Source organism: Paracoccus sp. (in: a-proteobacteria) (genome assembly GCF_030538755.1).
Taxonomy (GTDB): Bacteria; Pseudomonadota; Alphaproteobacteria; order Rhodobacterales; family Rhodobacteraceae; genus Paracoccus.
This window is the reverse complement of sequence record NZ_JAUNTJ010000006.1, coordinates 130,157-146,950: the sequence shown is the minus strand read 5'-3', so window position 1 is coordinate 146,950 and position 16,794 is coordinate 130,157. Positions and strand designations below refer to the sequence as shown.

General features: G+C 63.4%; 18 protein-coding genes and 1 tRNA gene. 7 read left to right on the top strand and 12 right to left on the bottom strand.

Annotated features, from left to right (window positions below):
• The first annotated feature begins 431 nt into the window (after positions 1–431).
• From Q4G14_RS05930 to Q4G14_RS05900, 7 genes are all read left to right on the top strand, one after another.
• Positions 432–1,799, top strand: a complete 1,368-nt coding sequence (locus Q4G14_RS05930) for a tyrosine-type recombinase/integrase (RefSeq protein WP_303360811.1) — start codon at positions 432–434, stop codon at positions 1,797–1,799.
• A gap of 37 nt (positions 1,800–1,836) precedes the next feature.
• A complete protein-coding gene (locus tag Q4G14_RS05925; protein WP_303360810.1) occupies positions 1,837–2,145 on the top strand; it encodes a hypothetical protein in 309 nt (102 codons plus the stop codon).
• 1,100 nt (positions 2,146–3,245) lie between these two features.
• Positions 3,246–3,887, top strand: coding sequence for a recombinase family protein (locus Q4G14_RS05920; protein WP_303360809.1), 642 nt, complete (start codon positions 3,246–3,248; stop codon positions 3,885–3,887).
• Between the two features lie 384 nt (positions 3,888–4,271).
• On the top strand, positions 4,272–4,571 hold the full coding sequence (locus Q4G14_RS05915; RefSeq protein ID WP_303360808.1) for a hypothetical protein: 300 nt from the start codon (positions 4,272–4,274) through the stop codon (positions 4,569–4,571).
• A 146-nt stretch (positions 4,572–4,717) separates the two neighbouring features.
• Positions 4,718–4,906 (top strand): hypothetical protein, encoded by a 189-nt coding sequence (locus tag Q4G14_RS05910; RefSeq protein WP_303360807.1) that lies wholly within the window; start codon positions 4,718–4,720, stop codon positions 4,904–4,906.
• Positions 4,907–5,608: 702 nt separating this feature from the next.
• Positions 5,609–6,577 (top strand): hypothetical protein, encoded by a 969-nt coding sequence (locus Q4G14_RS05905; RefSeq protein ID WP_303360806.1) that lies wholly within the window; start codon positions 5,609–5,611, stop codon positions 6,575–6,577.
• 294 nt (positions 6,578–6,871) lie between these two features.
• Positions 6,872–7,306 carry a hypothetical protein gene (locus tag Q4G14_RS05900; RefSeq protein ID WP_303360805.1) on the top strand — a complete coding sequence of 145 codons (435 nt, stop codon included), beginning with the start codon at positions 6,872–6,874 and terminating at the stop codon, positions 7,304–7,306.
• Between the two features lie 122 nt (positions 7,307–7,428).
• Here the strand turns inward: Q4G14_RS05900 and Q4G14_RS05895 are convergent.
• The 12 genes from Q4G14_RS05895 to pqqB all read right to left on the bottom strand — a co-directional run bounded on the left by Q4G14_RS05895 (position 7,429) and on the right by pqqB (position 16,780).
• Positions 7,429–7,504 (bottom strand) — tRNA-Ala (locus Q4G14_RS05895).
• 88 nt (positions 7,505–7,592) lie between these two features.
• Entirely contained in the window at positions 7,593–8,282 is a 690-nt protein-coding gene (gene rpe, locus Q4G14_RS05890; RefSeq protein ID WP_303360804.1) for a ribulose-phosphate 3-epimerase, read from the bottom strand.
• Between the two features lie 187 nt (positions 8,283–8,469).
• Positions 8,470–9,048: a hypothetical protein gene (locus Q4G14_RS05885; protein WP_303360803.1), complete on the bottom strand. Its 579-nt coding sequence runs from the start codon at positions 9,046–9,048 to the stop codon at positions 8,470–8,472.
• Positions 9,049–9,141: 93 nt separating this feature from the next.
• Positions 9,142–10,491: a hybrid sensor histidine kinase/response regulator gene (locus Q4G14_RS05880; protein WP_303360802.1), complete on the bottom strand. Its 1,350-nt coding sequence runs from the start codon at positions 10,489–10,491 to the stop codon at positions 9,142–9,144.
• Positions 10,454–11,620 carry an FIST N-terminal domain-containing protein gene (locus Q4G14_RS05875; RefSeq protein WP_303360801.1) on the bottom strand — a complete coding sequence of 389 codons (1,167 nt, stop codon included), beginning with the start codon at positions 11,618–11,620 and terminating at the stop codon, positions 10,454–10,456. The genes Q4G14_RS05880 and Q4G14_RS05875 overlap by 38 nt, the downstream gene beginning before the upstream one ends.
• The gene (locus tag Q4G14_RS05870) at positions 11,620–12,312 is read right to left on the bottom strand and encodes a response regulator transcription factor (protein WP_303360817.1); all 693 of its coding nucleotides are present in this window, start codon (positions 12,310–12,312) and stop codon (positions 11,620–11,622) included. Before Q4G14_RS05870 ends, Q4G14_RS05875 begins: the two co-directional genes overlap by 1 nt.
• Before the next feature lie 157 nt (positions 12,313–12,469).
• Complete coding sequence (locus Q4G14_RS05865) at positions 12,470–13,018, bottom strand: cysteine hydrolase family protein (protein WP_303360800.1); 549 nt, start codon at positions 13,016–13,018, stop codon at positions 12,470–12,472.
• 9 nt (positions 13,019–13,027) lie between these two features.
• On the bottom strand, positions 13,028–13,762 hold the full coding sequence (locus tag Q4G14_RS05860; RefSeq protein ID WP_303360799.1) for a quinoprotein dehydrogenase-associated SoxYZ-like carrier: 735 nt from the start codon (positions 13,760–13,762) through the stop codon (positions 13,028–13,030).
• The gene (pqqE, locus tag Q4G14_RS05855; RefSeq protein WP_303360798.1) at positions 13,763–14,890 is read right to left on the bottom strand and encodes a pyrroloquinoline quinone biosynthesis protein PqqE; all 1,128 of its coding nucleotides are present in this window, start codon (positions 14,888–14,890) and stop codon (positions 13,763–13,765) included.
• On the bottom strand, positions 14,887–15,171 hold the full coding sequence (pqqD, locus tag Q4G14_RS05850) for a pyrroloquinoline quinone biosynthesis peptide chaperone PqqD (protein WP_303360797.1): 285 nt from the start codon (positions 15,169–15,171) through the stop codon (positions 14,887–14,889). Before pqqD ends, pqqE begins: the two co-directional genes overlap by 4 nt.
• Positions 15,168–15,902 carry a pyrroloquinoline-quinone synthase PqqC gene (gene pqqC, locus Q4G14_RS05845; RefSeq protein ID WP_303360796.1) on the bottom strand — a complete coding sequence of 245 codons (735 nt, stop codon included), beginning with the start codon at positions 15,900–15,902 and terminating at the stop codon, positions 15,168–15,170. The genes pqqD and pqqC overlap by 4 nt, the downstream gene beginning before the upstream one ends.
• The gene (gene pqqB, locus Q4G14_RS05840) at positions 15,899–16,780 is read right to left on the bottom strand and encodes a pyrroloquinoline quinone biosynthesis protein PqqB (protein ID WP_303360795.1); all 882 of its coding nucleotides are present in this window, start codon (positions 16,778–16,780) and stop codon (positions 15,899–15,901) included. Before pqqB ends, pqqC begins: the two co-directional genes overlap by 4 nt.
• Between the last annotated feature and the right edge of the window lie 14 nt (positions 16,781–16,794).

The following is a 16,794-nucleotide window of genomic DNA, read 5'->3' as shown; positions in this document are numbered from 1 at the left end:
AGTCTGTCCGGGGAAAGGAGAACCCCGGACACCAGCCGATTTGTGCAACAGAGCCGATACAAGGTGCTGGACAATAAGACCGACGAACCGATCAATCCATGCGATGCCTCCTATCCCGAACGGAATGAATGCCTGGCTTGTCCAGCGGAAAGAAAAGGGCTGGCGAAGAACCAGAAAGAACCGCGACCTATGGGACCAGCTTCAGGCCCATGCCGAAGGACAAGCAGGACCGCGCCGCAAGCGACCCAACCCCTTGAAAGCACCTAATCTAATGGACTGGTGGAGCCGAGGGGAGGCTCCGATACTCTCTCATAATGCCTTGAAATTGCTGTAATCGCTAGGTATTGTTCAGCCTGAATTGGTCTTTCGGGTTGGTCTTTCAGGTAATGGCAACAGCACGAAGAACAGCAAGACGGGCAAGGGGAGGGCCTATGCGCCTCCTCACCCTGAAGGGACAAACGTGGTGGTTCAAGAGGCCCATTCCCAAGCCCCTGAGGCGGCACTACGGGGGCAAGACTGCGATCACCGAAAGCACTGGCACGGGGGACGTAAGGGCCGCTCAGAAGACCCGTGACGCCTTGGAGGCGCAGACGACGGAAGAATACGCCTTGCTGGCCTCCGGTAAGTCGGTCCACGGCGTTGCGCAAAGCTCCTCCGATCTAGGCAGAACCATGCGGGAGGAGATTGCCAAGGCCGAGCGGGAAGGCAGGCCGGGGCCTCTGCCTGATATTTCCCGCGCCGTTCAGCTTGCCATGATCGCGGACGATCAAGCTGACAGCCTCCCGGAAAAAGACCGGGAAGCGTACCTCAACGCCTTGCATGGGCATGAGTCTGTAGACGCCTTTACGGACGATTATGCGGCCTTTCGCAGCGACCTCCGCCCCAAGACCATCAACGAAAGGCGGGGCCTCATTCGTCAGTTTGCAGAGTGGGCCGCTCAGGAACGCCTCACACTCCCTGACGTGACCCGACGCGCTGCCGGAAAGTACGTGGCAGCCAAACTGCAAGACCGGGACCCCGCTACGGCCCGGAAGCACCTTACCGCTCTGACCGATTATTGGGCCTTCCTGATCCGCCGAGGGCATGTCACGCCGCCCGCAGGGGACCCCAACGGAAACCCTTGGACAGACCAAATTAGCACCCGTAGGAGGTCTAACGGGGCGGGCAGGGGAACGCAGGGGAACGCCGAGGAGCGGCCCTTCACCGCCGAGGAGGTCCAAGCCCTCCTGTATGGACCAGCGCGGGAAAGCTTCAACGCAAAGCTTGTGCCTGACCTTTTGGACGTGCTGACAATCTCCCTCCTCTCCGGTCTCCGTCAAGCTGAGGTCGTGAGCCTTACCGTCGCGGACGTTATAGACGGGAAGTGGATCAAGGTGACAGCCGGGAAGACGGATGCAGCAGTCCGGGACGTTCCAATGCACTCCGCCCTTGTGCCGATCTTTGCCAAGCTGACCAAGGATAAGAAGTCTACCGATCCGGTCTTCACGGATCTGGCCTCCCTCGAAACACCTAGCGACACCTTCGGCAAACGCTTCAAACGCTATCGGGAAGCCGCAGGCGTTGACGACAAGGCAGAGGGACGGCGCAGGTCCCTTGTCAATTTCCACTCCGCCCGCCGTTGGTTCGCCCAACAGGCCCGCCATAACGGGCACCCCTTGGAAACGCTTCAGGAGGTCTTGGGGCATGTGCCAGAGGGGCGGGACAAGGTGACGCTTGGGTACACCGGGCAGGCTTCCGAAAGGCAGAGGCGGGACCTTGTGGAGAGCGTCAGGCTTCCTTCAGCGAAAAACCTTCCGTAAGCTGCACGAATATCCGCTGAATCAAAGGAATGGATGGATGGGGTATTTTGACGAGCGCCGTGTTACTCAGGTCGATGTTTACGGGATCACTTATGAGGGAGGCGAGGATTCCGGTTTTTCTGTCAACGTGGCCCTAGGGGTTTCCAGTATTGACGGGTCAAACCTCGGGCCTGCGGCAACGATAAATTTGTTTATCCCTAGCGACCGGAAAGCTTCCCTTGACGCGATACAAGAAGAAGCAGTCGATCGTGCAGTTGACCTAATGAGGCGGATTGTTTCCGAAGACCGCGAAGCTATGAAGCAACTGCTATACGCCGCGCCGGACATTGACCTCAGAAAACGCTGATCATGGGCTTTGTCGGTCCCGGTTGCCCGGCAAGCCCTGATCTGACGAGCCAGTACGGGGCGTTGGGTCTTCCCGGCACCCTGAACCCTCGGGCGCAGCTAACGGGCGTCCTGAGGGGGAGGCCGTACACTCTCCGGGCAACTCAGGCAGCGGGGACGCCTCCCAGCGCCTCGGACTGCCCCCGCTCCTCAGGATATTCCCTAGTGCCCTCAGGGGCCCCGTACAGGCCCGCTACGTCATTCCGGCTGTGCTGGGACCTGAGAGGACGCTAAGGGCTTCCTGAGGGGGAGGCCGTACACTCTTTGGGCATCTTAGAGCGGGGGCTTGGCCTACTCCGTTGCGGGTGGGGGAATCCCCTCTGCCTCTGCCTCTGCCTCTGCTCCTAGCCATCTGAAAGAAGGCCAGATTGAATTACCCCCTACTCCAGAACGGGAGGCCCCCCTAGACATATCCCTTAAGGTTACACCTAAGGTTAGCTCTGCATGTTCTGGTCAATGGACTGGACATGGACGTGAGGGAAGGGGGAGGAAGTAGGAGGGAGGAGAATAACCCCTCACTACAGCCCTGAGGCTCCCTAAACATCTTCCTTTAGGTTAAACCTGTTCAATGTCTTCGGGTTGGTAGACATGCCCTCAAGGGACAGTGAGGCGGAGTACGTCTTCCCCCTTCCATCTAACAGGCTCCTTTATGGTCTAGCCTCCTCCCCGGAGTAGCAGGCAGGACCTAGACCCAGCCCAAACATCCCCCAAGTATTTGACGAAAAAATCTGAAGTCTTGCCTCGACGGGAATTGCTACCGCGCATACCCCCCATGGGGTCTTGTTACATGCCCTGCGGGCACCCGGGGAGACCGGCAGAGGAATGGGCGTCCCTCGGAGGTGCAACCTCGACCTCCTCTCCCTTGTGCGGACCTCTCGCCCCTTAAGCAAGCCAAGCCAAGCAGTCTCACACCCTCCAAGGCTCAATAGACCGTTAGGGTATACTTTAGCGGACACTCCCTGCCTGCGCTCAACGGCTGTCCGTAAGGGTTGATCCTTATTTTCGGACATGATAGTCATCGGACAGTACCCTTACAGACACCTTCAGGAGCTTGTACATCACATGTCCAGAACGATCCTCTATGCCCGTGTCTCCACCGCAGATCAGACCCTTTCACATCAGAAGACCCAAGCCGAGGCGGCAGGCTTCAAGATTGACGAGGTGATCTCCGATCAAGGGGTTTCCGGGGTCTCGACCACGCTACGGGAACGCCCTGAGGGCCGTAGGCTCTTTGACATGCTCCGCTCAGGGGACACGCTGGTAGTGCGCTGGGTGGACCGGCTGGGCAGGAATTATGCGGACGTGACGGACACGATACGTGACCTCATGCGCCGAGGAGTGGTCATCAGGACCGTCATCAACGGCATGACCTTTGACGGGGCCACGAAAGACCCCATTCAACAGGCCGTCCGGGATGCGCTCATTGCGTTCATGGCTGCAACGGCTCAGGCGCAGGCAGAGGCAACAAAGGAGGCGCAGCGGGCAGGGATTGAGGAAGCGAAGAAGGACGCCTCCAAGTTTCGCGGCAGGAAACCCGCGTATGACCGGAAGGCGCTTGACGTGGTTCTTAACATGATCGCTGGGGGGACTAGCGGGACGACTGAGATTGCTAGGGCGGCAGGCCTGTCTAGGCAGACCGTGCTGAGGATCAAGGCAGACCCGGCAGGGGCAGAGGCGGCACTTGCAAGATGGTCTGAGGTATGACGCAGGAGTATGCCTCCTATCTGTCTTTTTCTGATTTAGGTCGAAGCTACGCGTTTAGTGCATGGCTTCTTATTGCATGTCCCTGTTACGCTCCTCGGTCTCCCCGAAACAATCCCTTTGGTCTCCCGACAGAACCCGTACGCTCCCTTTACGGGACCTCGGGGGAAGGCAGGGCAGGCCACGTGTTTAGCCTCCCAGCGCCTCCGCAGCCTTTCTTGCAGAACTTAGACCTAGTCCGATAGTCTCCTATAGTGCAACTAAATCAAAGGTTTACATAGAAATTCCGGCAGGGTATGAGGGTCTTACGGGACCCAAGGAAGGCCGCAGAGCCACCCGCCCGTAACCTCCATAACAGTCACACCCAAGGAACCTAGAGGGACACCCATGCATCAGCATCAGCAGAGCCTTTCCGTCGCTCCCGCCTCTGAGCCGCCGGTCACGATCACCCAGCACCTTGTCGCCTGCGCGGACCTCCTCCGGGACGCCGCCGACGCGAAGGGCCTCAGCCGGAAAGACTTCAACGCCATGCAGGCCGCGAAGACAGCCGGAGAACTCGCCTACCAATCCGCAGAACTTCGGGCGCAGGGTTTCCATGAGGAGGCCGACAGGTATACCCAATGGGCGCTTTTGAAGCTTTCCGAGTTGCTCGGACGAAGCATCCCTCGGGAAACCTCCGCAAGCTAACCTGAGGGCTGACAGGTCTGATCCCAGAGGGAGGCGGGGAAGGGGAATACCCCTCACTTCAGAAGGAGGGGCCAATTCCCCCTACTAAAGAACACAATCGTTCTAACCCTCCTCCCCCTCAACATAAACACAGGACCGACCTGTCCATGTCCCATGAAGACTACGCCTACACCATCCCCCGTCCCATGACAGCCGCTCAGAAGGCCGCAGCATTGGACGCCGCCATTGAACAAGCCCGCCTACAAGGCGCTGAGATCGTCAACGAAGCTGACGGTTCAGTATGGGCAGTTACCGGAGGTTTCCCCGGCATCCACGTAAAGCGCCGGCTGAACTGATGACCGCAGCCCCCGCGATCCACTTAGACCTGACCGGCTCTGAGAGCCTCTGTACTCAGGCCCGCAAGCTGATCCGCAACGGCGCAGACCCAGCGGCGCTCCTCTACGCTTGGCGAGGCGCGACCTTGTGTTTCGATCCCATGCCTCTGCACCGCTGGGCTGGTCTCACGGCCTCCGAAACCGAAGGAAGGTCTATCCACTTCCGCAAGTACCGCCCTCCGCATGACCGGAGAGTGTACGGCCTCCCTCCGCAGATTGGCGCTGAGGCTTTGCTGGTAGGTCTATGACTGAGAAACCTACAGCCGCTCCCCGCCGCAAGGCATCACAGCGCACCCGTAAGCGTCCGCCGACCCAAAACCAGCGGATGATCCAAGACCTTCAGGACAAGCTGAACAAGGCTTGGCGCATGGTTCGCTATCTAGGCCATGGGGAACTGAACACGTCCCGAGCGTGGTTGTTCAGCCTGCCCGAAATCTCTGAAGCAACCAGCGTAGACACCCCGACCATTGCGGCCATGAGGGCCCGCTACATGGACCTTAGGGAAGCCGGAAGGGAACCTGTGGGGGATTGGTGGACGGACGTCAAGAGGCCCGTCCTGACGCCCTCCCAGCGCCCCTAGCCGCGCCTCAAGCGCGAACTGCGCCTCACCAGCGCCCCTACTGCATATCCCCAACACACCGAAAAGAACGGAGACACACAGACATGAGTAATTTCACTAGCGTTGACCTGAACGGGCCAGTGGATCAGGACCGCCTCAAGGCCCTGACGATCCAGTTAGACAGCCGATCTAACCGCCCCCAAGGTCCGCAAATCCACATCCAAGATATGCGCAAGACGGAAGTGTCATACCATGACGGACAGATGACCTCAAAGCCCCTGCACCGGGGTCAAGTCCAAGTCAGCACTCCTACGCCTGCCGGTCACGTGGCAATCCCAGGAATGGGTATCACCCCCATTGGGGCAGCCATTGCCGGTGGGGTCCTGCCGCAAGGGTGGGAACCCGGACAACCTACCCCGTGGGACCGCAAAGGAACCTCCACGGGTTTTAATCAGCCTTCCGGGAAAGATGCCTCGACCTCCAAAGCCGAGGGCCCGGAAGGTAAAGCAGACGGACAAGGAAAACAGGAGGCCAACGCCGCCCCTGACTACCTTGCCCGCAAGTCCGCTGTGGAAGCCGCCAGCCAAGCCCTGCAACAAGCCGACCGGATTGTCGGGGGGGCTGTAGTGGACGGACTGATGAACTCCACAGTGGAAAGCGGCGAACTGCCCGACCTCGACACGTTGCCTGAGGGGGTCTCCGAGGAGGCCGTTCAGCGCGTGGTGGCGGGCTATGTCGCTCAGGCGAACGACAAACTGGCAGCAATCAAGACCTCCGTAGGGGGCTTGGAGGCTACGCTTACCGACCACGAACTCCGCAGAGCGCGGCAAGCAGTCGTGGCAGGGGACACGCAGCAGTTGCTAGAACTTGGGCACCTCTCCCTCAACCGCCTTGAACAGATGCCCTCAAAGGACCCCGAGGGGTTTGGGCATCTGATTGAGGGGATGCGGGAGCAGGAGCGCAAGGCCGTGCGCTATGACGAGCAACGCCGCGAATGGACCATCAAGCATCCGGTCTACGGAGAGATTGGCTTCGGGGCGGCTGTTCGCCTTGGGGTCGTCTACTTCGACTGACCAAGGGACAGAAGGTCCACACTGACAACGGGACGGGCGGGGGAAATTCTCTCGCCCTTCCACCTATGCAAAATTCATCCTCTATCGCTGCATGAGCCCTCCCGCTCTTGTCAGCCGCTCCAATCAGATCGTCCCGGCCTCATCGTCGCTTCAAGCGGGGGGTCTTCTTCTCATGCCGTTCTTGTCCCCCGATGGTGGACGCAAGAGGCACCTGAGGTGACGGTACGATCCCCTTAGGGGCGGCTGACATGAGCGGGAACGTCCACACCAACCAATCAACAAGGAACAGCACCCATGATGACCCCCACTGCGGAAATTCAACTGAAGATCACAACCCCGAAGATGGCGCGGGAAGAACTCGCCAGCACGATCAAGGAAGCCATTGCTAAGGCGTCCTCAGGCAGCACCTACGCGGACGTAGCGTCTATGCTTACGGGCCTCCTAAGGGACGCTGCGCTAGCTGAAGCTTCCCGCACGGTTGCCGCAAGGGCCCCTGTAGTCCAATCCGACGCCGACCGGCTGGACGCTGCATGGCGGGAAGTCTGGAACTCGCATATTGAGGGGACCAAGTGGGCCTTCTCTATGCAGGACGGACCCAGCATCATCGGAGTAAGCTCTCTTACCCTGACCCGGATGCGGAAATACGTTAGGGACCTAAAGGCGGCTGGCGTCGAAGCCTCGGGCTCATGGACGGAAGACCGAAAGCGGGCGCAAGAAGTCGCAAGCTGACCCGTCCGACTCAACTTGGTCTTTCGATTGGTCTTTCCAGTTGGTCTTTCAAGATCGTGAAATCCGCCTAGAACGCCGCCATCCCACTGATTTTTCTAGAAAAAATTTCTCATGGGAATGATTGGTGGAGCCGAGGGGAATCGAACCCCTGGCCTCGTCATTGCGAACGACGCGCTCTACCAACTGAGCTACGGCCCCACAGGCGGGCTGTTTGCCGCACAGCGGGTGCCTTGTCAAGCGGGCGGATGCAGGTGCCGGAAATCTGCACCCTCCCCCTGCCCCGCCGTCAAACCAGCGCCCCCTCGGCGGCGCGGCGGATCGCGGCGATGTTGTCGCCATAAGGCGCCGGATCGGCGACCGAGCCGCCCCGGAACACCGCCGAGCCAGCCACCAGCACGTCAGCCCCCGCCGCAGCCAGCATCGGCGCGGTGGTCGGGTCAACGCCGCCGTCGATCTCGATATGCACGGGGCGGTCGCCGATCAGCTGGCGCAGGCGGCGCACCTTGTCGGTCATGTCGATGAATTTCTGCCCACCGAAACCGGGGTTCACCGTCATCACGCAAACCAGATCCGCCAGGTCCAGCACATGCGCCACCGCATCGGCCGGAGTGCCGGGGTTCAGCGCCACCCCGGCCTTCTTGCCGGTCGCCCGGATCGCCTGCAAGGTGCGGTGAATATGCGGCCCGGCCTCGATATGCGCGGTGATGATATTGGCCCCCGCATCGGCAAAAGCCTGAATATAAGGGTCAACCGGCGCGATCATCAGATGCACATCCATCACCGTGCCGACATGGCGCCGGAACGCCGCAACGGCGGGCGGGCCAAAGGTCAGGTTCGGCACGAAATGCCCGTCCATCACATCCACATGAACCCAATCGGCCCCCTGCGCCTCGATCGCCTGAATCTCGCGGCCGAAATCGGCGAAATCAGCGGACAGGATGGACGGAGCAATCTTGATGCGGCGGTCAAAGCTCATGAAAGGGTCCCCTCAGACTGATGCCCGAGATGTGGCAAACCGTAACAGCGAATACCAGCCCCATCTTTGGTCTGAAAATATCCTCGGGGGGGGTGAGGCGGATAAAGGGAAAGGTCCGGCGGACCTTTCCCCCGCCGAACATGGGGGGCAGACAGCCCCCCGGCGATTGCGGAACGCAATCGCAGAGTCAGAAACACAAGATCTCGGCCTTGGTCACGGCGCTCATACGGCGGATCGGGTCGGGGCCGTCCTCGACCTCAAAGGTCAGGGTCTGGAATCCGTGCATCCGCGCGGCGTTCGGATCATGGGCAAAGGGCTGGAACACGGCCACGCCACCATCGCCGTCGCGGGTCAGGCTGCCGCCCCGGAGCAGCGCATCCTTGATCCGGTTGCGGATGTAAAACGGGCTGCCACCGGTCAGGTTCGACATGTCGCGGGCGGTCTGTTCCAGAAACCATGTCAGCACCGGATCACCGGCGGATACCGGGAACGGGCCGATCCGGCGATCACGCCCGCCATCCTGCACGGTCAGTTGCAGCACCAGCTGGCCATCCGACGGGTCGGTGATCTGCGCCACGTCCAGCGCGCCATCGCTGACCGGCTGAAAACCCTCGGCCTGCGGGCCATCCACGGTCATCTGCCATGACAACACCCGGTCGCCCAAAGCCCACGGCCCGCGTTCGGCAAAGACAGTATCACCCGCCTCGCCCGCATGGGCGGCACCACAGCCGCAGGCCAGCACGACCGCCAGCAGCAGGGATTTCATCAGTGCATGCCCGTTCCTCCTGCCCGCAGGTTCGCGTGGCGGCCCCGGCACCGCAAGCCCCGCCGCGCACAGGCCAGCCGCTTGTCGCAAACGTCACGCCAGCACCTGTTCCAGCACTTGTTGCAGATCGACCGTGCGGACCGGCTTTTCAATCACCGGCACGCCCATGGCGGCACAACTGCGGGCGATCTCGGGGTCGCGGCGGGCGGTGATGACCACGGCGGGGATCGGATGGCCCGCCTGACGGCGCAGGGCGGTGATCGCATTCACGCCGGTATCGCCGCCGTCCAGATTGTAATCGGCCACGATCACATCCACGGGTTCTTCGCCCATGGTGGCCAGAGCCTCGGCGGTGCTGCTGGCAAGGCGGGGGATCATGCCCAACCGTTCCGACAAGATCAGCTCATAGCCGCGCAACATGCCGTTGTCGTTTTCGATCACCAGAACGACCCGCCCACGCAGACTGTCAGGGGCATTGAGCTGAGGCGCGGGAACGGGCTGGCCCGCATCATCGACCAGCCGCAGCCCGACGCGGAACACCGTGCCGCGCCCCGGTTCGGATTGCAGGCGGATCGGGTGGCCCAGCTTGGCGCAGGCGCGGCGCACGATGGACAGGCCCAGCCCCATGCCGGTGGCACCGTTATCGTTTTCCAGCCGCTGAAATTCGTCGAAGATGCGGTTGCGGTCCACGGCGCGGATACCGGGGCCGGTGTCGTGGATTTCCAGCCAGGCCGTCGCGCCCCGGCGGCGCACGCCCACCACGACGGCGCCCCGGTCGGTGTATTTGATCGCATTCGACACAAGGTTCTGCGCAATGCGGCGCAGGAACACCGGGTCGCTGTCCACCACGGCCGAGGTCGGCGGGAATCGCAGCGACAGGCCCTTGGCCTCGGCCAGCGGCGCATATTCGATGGCCAGACGCCGCAGCAGATCGTCCAGCCGCACGGGTTTGCGGTGAAATTCGATCCGCTGGCTGTCCAACCGGGAAATGTCCAGCACGGCGTGCATCAGCTCCTCGACCGATTCAAAGGCACCGGACAGGCGGTCGGTCAGCTCCTGCTGCGCCTCGCTCATCGGGGTGTCGGTCAGCGCCGACAGAAACAACCGCGCCGCCGACAGCGGTTGCAGCAGATCATGGCTGGCAGCGCGCAGAAACCGGGTTTTAGAGCGGTTGGCCTCTTCGGCGGCGGCGCGGGCCACGGCCAGTTCGCGGTTGCGCTGCGACAGATCGGCCAGTGCCTGTTCCAGCTGGCGGGTGCGGGCCGTAACCTCTTGTTCCAGCGCCATGGCGGCCTGAAACACCGACCATGCCGAACCGCGCGTTTCTTCCAGCCGGTCGATGCGGTCGATCAGCACATCGGTGATGCGGCGCAGCTTGGCCTCGCGCCGGGCGGGGCTGTCGTCGTCACGCAGCATCGGATGCCCCGGCAGGATCAGCGGCATCGGGCGGCGGCAGAAAGGCCAGCCCGACGAAGGTCTGGTTCACATGCATTCCGCTGTGCTGTTCGCCATAGGTCGAAAACCCGGCGATGCGATAGCGGGTGAACATATCCGACATGGCGTCAGTCAGCCCGGCGCGCTCGATGGCCAGCCGCCGCAGGATGCAGTCGAACCCCAGCACCATCAGCGGCGGGCGTGGCAGCCGGTCCAGCGCATCGGCAAAGCCGTGGATCAGATCCTCGGCCCGGCCAAGGCGCAGCACGGTACCGGTGTCGATGGCCGACAGCAGCGACAGCCCGCCCTGCGGCGTCGTGCCGCTGATGGCGCGGACATGGTGCCGCTTGCCGGTTTTCAGCAACAGCGGATGCCGGGCGAATTCGGTCGGGGTCAGATCGGCCTGCGCGATGCCGGTCAGCCGGGCATATTCGGCGGCGGCGGGTTCGGCGTTCAGTTCAAGGATCAGCCGCTGTTCGGGCACCGCCGCCGTCACCACCGCCAGCGTATCCGAGGGGCTGAAATGCGCGAATGTCACCTCGGCCAGGGACAGGTCGGTTTCGACCATCAGAAACACCGCCGCATCGGTCGTCACCAGACCATCGGCGATCAGCATGGTGCGGCGAAATTCCAGCCCGTCCCCGGCCGAGCCGCCCAGAACCGGCAGCGCGGGCAGCGCCGCCTCGATCGTGGCGACCAGCACGTCTTCCTTGCCCGCCAGCCCGTCGGGCAGCAGGATGCCAAAGGTGTTCCGGCGTGGATCGGCCCCAAAGGCCGCCTGCATCCGCCGCAGTTCGGCCATCCAGTCCGACACCGGCAATTGCGGCAGATCCCGCAGCACCAAGGCCCGCGCCCGGAAACTGGCCGAGGGAAAGGCCACCGCCACCACACAGCCGGTCACATAGCCCTGCGGCCCGATTTCCCCGGCAGAGGAACAACCGGCGATAGAACAGCCCGACGGCAGGCGCGCGCGCAACCCGTGGGCGATGGCCTCGAACGCGGGGCCGGGCGGGCCAAAGATCAGCACCAGCGCCGGATCGCAACCCGCCACCCCGGCGGCGATCTGCGCCGCCGCATCCGGGGCGTCTGCCCGCACCTGCACCATCACAGGGCCGGGGGCGGGCATGGCAGCGGTCATCAGGTCGCCTCGAACAGACGCACCGAATTGGCCAGCAGCACCGCCTGAGTGCGGCGGCGAGCGTTGATTTTCGACATGATCGCGGTGATGTGGGTTTTCACCGTCGCCTCGGCGATGGACAGCTCATAGCTGATTTCCTTGTTCGCCTTGCCCTGACAGATCAGCCGCAGAATTTTCATCTGCTGCGGCGTCAGCGTGGCGAAGCGGCGGGCCAGTTCGGCCTTGGCCTCATCCTCGGCATCGGTCAGTTCGGGTTCATAGCCATCCGGCGTGATCCGTTCGCCATCCCACATGCGGCGCAGCGAATCCACCAAAGCCTCGCGCCCCAACGATTTGCTGATATAGCCCTGCGCCCCGGCCGCCATCGCCGCCGAAATCATCGCTGATTCCAGATCGGCGGAAATCATCGTGATCGGCACATCGGGCAATTGCCGCCGCAAGGTGACGATCCCTTCCGAGCCGCGCGCATCCGGCAGGTTCAGGTCAAGGATCACCGCATCGGGCGCGCCCTGCGAGCGGATCTGTTCCACCGCCGCGCCGAGGCTGCGCGCCGTGCGGACATTTTTCAACCCCAGGCTGATCTTCAGCGTCAGTGCCAGCGCATCGCACATCAGCGGGTGGTCATCGACGATCAGGATTTCGCGTACCTGATCGGCCATCGCCCGGCCCGATGGTATCCGTGGCGGCGACATGGCGGCGGTCATCGGCATCTCCTTGGTTTCCTCCCTGAGTGATACGGGTTCCCCGGCCCGCGTTTTGGTCAAGTTTATTGCCTGCGCCCCCCGTGGCAAGGGCACAAATCAGAAAATGCGACGCAGGGGCATGATCGCGCCGCAGCAGGGCGGGCGGTCAACCTGCGGTAAAGCTGCCCGTGTCGGTGACGGTGGCATAGCCAAAGGCCAGCCCGCTCATCATGGCGGCATGGACCTGCGCGGCGGGAACGGTGGTGCCCTGAAATTCCAGATCGCGGGTGGCGCAGGCGTCGTGGATGACGGTGGTCGCATAGCCCAGATCGGCGGCGGCGCGGGTGGCCGCGTCGATGCACATATGCGACATCGCCCCGACGATCACCACCTGCGCGATACCGTTATCTTGCAGGATCTGGTTCAGGTCGGTGTCCTTGAAGGCATTGACGCTGTTCTTCGTCACCACCGCCTCGTCGCCCTGCGGCGCGGCGGCGGGGTTGATTTCGGCCCCGTCAGAACCGGGGTGAAAGAACGGCGCGGCGGGGTCGGTGAATTCGTGGCGCACATGCACGATCAGATCGCCGCGATCACGCCCGGCCTGTATCACGCGGGCAGCGTTGGCGGCGGCGGCGTCCATGCCGTCCAGCGGGAACTTGCCGCCCGGAAAGTAATCGTTCTGAATATCGACGGCGATGATGGCGCGTTTGGTCATCTGATCCTCTTAGTTGGAGGTGAAGGTTTCTTCCCAGATCGTGCCGCTGGTATCGGCGACATGCACATGGATCGGCTGGCCGTCCGGGCGACAGGCAAAGCGGAACACCGGATCTTCGCTGACGGAAATCCCCGCCTCCATGGTGAACAGCGGGGCGTCGCCCTGTTTCACCTCAAGCGTCTGGATGAAATGCGCGGGGATGGTCAGCAGCGTCAGCTGATCGCGTTGCAGCCCGGAAAAGTTGGGGTGGCGGATCATCAGCGTGCCGATGGCGCGGTCGCCATCGGGGGCGCTGCGCCAGCGCATCTGGCCCATGGTTTCGCGCACCATCGCCATATCCTTGCCCGCAGGCGCCGAACACCCGCCCGAGGCCCGGACGAAACGCCCCGCCATCACCGGCCCGTCGGGCGTTTCGGCAATGGCGCGCACATCGGAATAGCTGTCCACCCGCACGCGCATCTCGAAATCCAGCGGCATCAGCGCCGGGCCAAAGCTGTATTCGGCCGCCACCGGCGCGGGGTTTTCGTCGATCACCAGCGCCAGCGCGGTGATGGGCGGGGCCTTTGCCGGCTGGGTCAGGCGCACCGGCACGATCGCCGCTTCATGCGCGCGAAAAGGGGCGTCGAGGCCGACCACCGATTCGCGGATGTCATCCCATGTCGGCGACGGGCGCAGCGGGTTATCCTGCGCCAGGGCGGGCGCGGCCAGCAGGATCGCGGCAGCGGTCAGCAGATGTTGACTCATCTATCCCCCCCTGGACATGCGCCGATAGGTGAACTCGGCCGGGGCGGCGGTGCTGTCTGCCTCGGCCCGCGCGATGACTTCGGCCCGCAGCGGTGATCTGGAACAGACCGGATCGGTCGCCCGCGCATCGCCCGCCATGGCCATCGCCTGACAGCGACAGCCGCCGAAATCCACCGTCTTGCGGTCGCACGACTGGCACGGCTCGGGCATCCATGCGGTGCCGCGAAAGGCGTTAAACGCCGCGCCATGCTGCCAGATGTCCGCCAAGGGGCGGTCGCGCAGGCTGTCGAACTGCATCCACGGGATCGTCTGCGCGGCATGGCAGGGCAGCACCAGACCATCGGGCGTCACATTCAGCCCGGTTGAGCCCCAGCCGCCCATACAGGCCTTGGGATAGATCGAGTGGTGATCGGCGGGCACATAGTCGATCACCATGCGCCCGCGCAGATCGCGCCGCGCATCATTCACCACCTGCCGCGCAAAGGCCGCCTGTTCCCGCGTCGGCATCAGCGCGCTGCGGTTCAGATCGGCCCAGCCGTGGAACTGCACCGTCGCCACCTCGATCCGGCGCGCGCCAAGCGTGTCGGCCAGCGCGATCATATCGGGCAGGCGGTCCATGTTCTGGCGGTGAACCACGGCGTTCAGCGTCAGGGGAAAGCCGATCTCGGCCACCCAGCCGGCAAAGGCCATCTTCTTGTCCCACGATCCCGGATGGCCGCTGATGCGGTCGGCCATGTCGGGGCGGATACCTTGCAGCGACAGTTGCACATGATCGACGCCCGCCGTGTCCAGTTCCTCCAGCCGGGCGCGGGTGATGCCGATGCCGGATGTAATCAGGTTCACATACAGCCCCGCATCGCGCGCATGGGTCACGATCTGCGCCAGATCGCGCCGCGCGCCCGGCTCGCCACCCGAGATATGCACTTGCAGCACGCCCAGATCGGCGGCCTGACGAAAGATGTCGCCCCATTCATCGGCGCTCAGTTCCGCACTGGCGCGGGTCAGTTCCACCGGATTCGAGCAATAGGGGCAGGCCAAGGGGCAGCGATGCGTCACCTCGGCCAGCATCGCCATCGGCAGGGCGGGGGTGACGGGATTGCCGTCGATGTCGCGGGACTGCTGGTTCATTTCAGAAACACCATGCGCCGTTCGATCAGGCCGGTCAGAAAATCGGTCATATCGGCGGTGATCTGATCCACCGGCGCGGCATAGCGGTCGGCCAGCGCGGCGGCGATCTGCGACAGGCTGCGGCTGCCGTCCAGTTCCGACAGGATCGCATCGCCGATGGCATCCAGTTGCAGCGCGCGTTCGGGCGCGTGCAAAATGCGGATGCCGCGCACCCGGTCATCGGCCAGCCGCACACCGCGCGGCAGATAGGGGATGCCGTCGGGGGTAATCAGCGCGGTCATAGCAGCCCCTGCCCCGGTTGCCATGCGCCGGGCGGAATGTTGCCCGCCACATAACCGTGCCACAGCGCATCAAGCTGCGCCCATAACACATCGGTCTTGAATTCCAGCGCCGCCGCCGCCGCATCCTGCTTTTCCAGCGTATCGGCATGGGTCAGCACATAATCCAGACCAAAGGCCACATCCTCGGGCGCCTCGGTCAGGCGTTTGCGGAAATAGGACAGCGCCGTTTCATCGGCAAAATCGTAATGCGCCAGCAACCCCTCGATCCGCTGGGCGTGGATGGCGGGGGCGAACAGTTCGGTCAGGCTGGCGGCCACGGCATCCAGCAACGGCATGTCGCGCACGAACCGCACATAGGCCTCTACCGCAAAGCGCGTGGCCGGCATCGCACCGCGACCGCTGGCCACATAATCCGGGTCCAGCCCCACGGCACGGGCCAGCGCCAGCCAGCGGCGGATGCCGCCGCCTTCGGTGACGTCGCCATCGTGATCCTCGATCCGCTTGCGCCAGGCGCGGCGCAGGTCGGGGTCGGTGACGCGCGACATGAAGGCGGCGTCCTTCATCGGGATGCGCGACTGATAGATCCAGCGGTTGATAACCCAGGCCCGCACCTCGTCCGGGGTGCAGTCGCCGCCATGCAGCCGGGCGTGGAACGGGTGTTTGTCATGGTAGCGCGCGGCACCGATACCGCGCAGGCGGGCTTCGAAATCGGCGCGGGATTGGGCAGTCACAGGTCGATCCTTTCACCATCGCGGGCGATATGCCAGCCCGCGGCCGCCGCCTGCGCGGTTTGCGGGCTGGCCGGATCGACCAGCGGGTTCGAATTGTTCAGATGCACGAAAATCCGCCGCGTCACCGGCACATCGGCCAGCGCGGCGATGCTGTCCTGCGCGGCCATATGGCCCATGCGGCGGCCGGTTTTCTGGCCCAGACCGGCGCGGATCATTTCATCGTCATCCCACAGCGTGCCGTCGAACAACAGCGCATCGGCACCGCTGATCCGGTCGCGCAGCCAACCGGGCAGATCGGCACAGCCGGGAATATACAGCGCCCGCCGCCCGCCTGCGCTCAACTCGACCCCCACGGTATTTTCGCCGATCAAGCCGGTGTCCACGGTGTCCCCCTCCAGATACAGCGGCACCTTGCCGGGGACGGCAAAGATCGTGGCGATCAGGCCGGGGGCCAGATCAAAGGGCTGATCCAGCGCCACGGCCCGGCGCGGCACAAAGGCCGGGTTCACCGCCGCCAGCATCGGGTTCGCATCCAGCGCCGCATGAATCGCGGGCGTGGCGAACAGGTCAAAGGGCTGGCTTTCGCGCAGGGTCAGCAGCCCGGCCACATGGTCGATGTCACCATTCGTGACCAGCACCGATTGCAGCGGCATCTCGCGCGGGCCGGTGGGGTGCAGCGCGGGCGTGGCCGCCATCTGCGCCCGAATATCGGGCGAAGCGTTGACGACCGCCCAATCCACGCCATTCGCGCTGACCGCGATGCTGGATTGCGTCAGCGCCGGAATCCGCCCTGCCCGCGCGGCGTCACAATTGGCACAGCCGCAATTCCACTGCGGCAAGCCCCCGCCCGCCGCTGCGCCAAGAACAAGAATCTGCATCAAAGCCTCGGGTA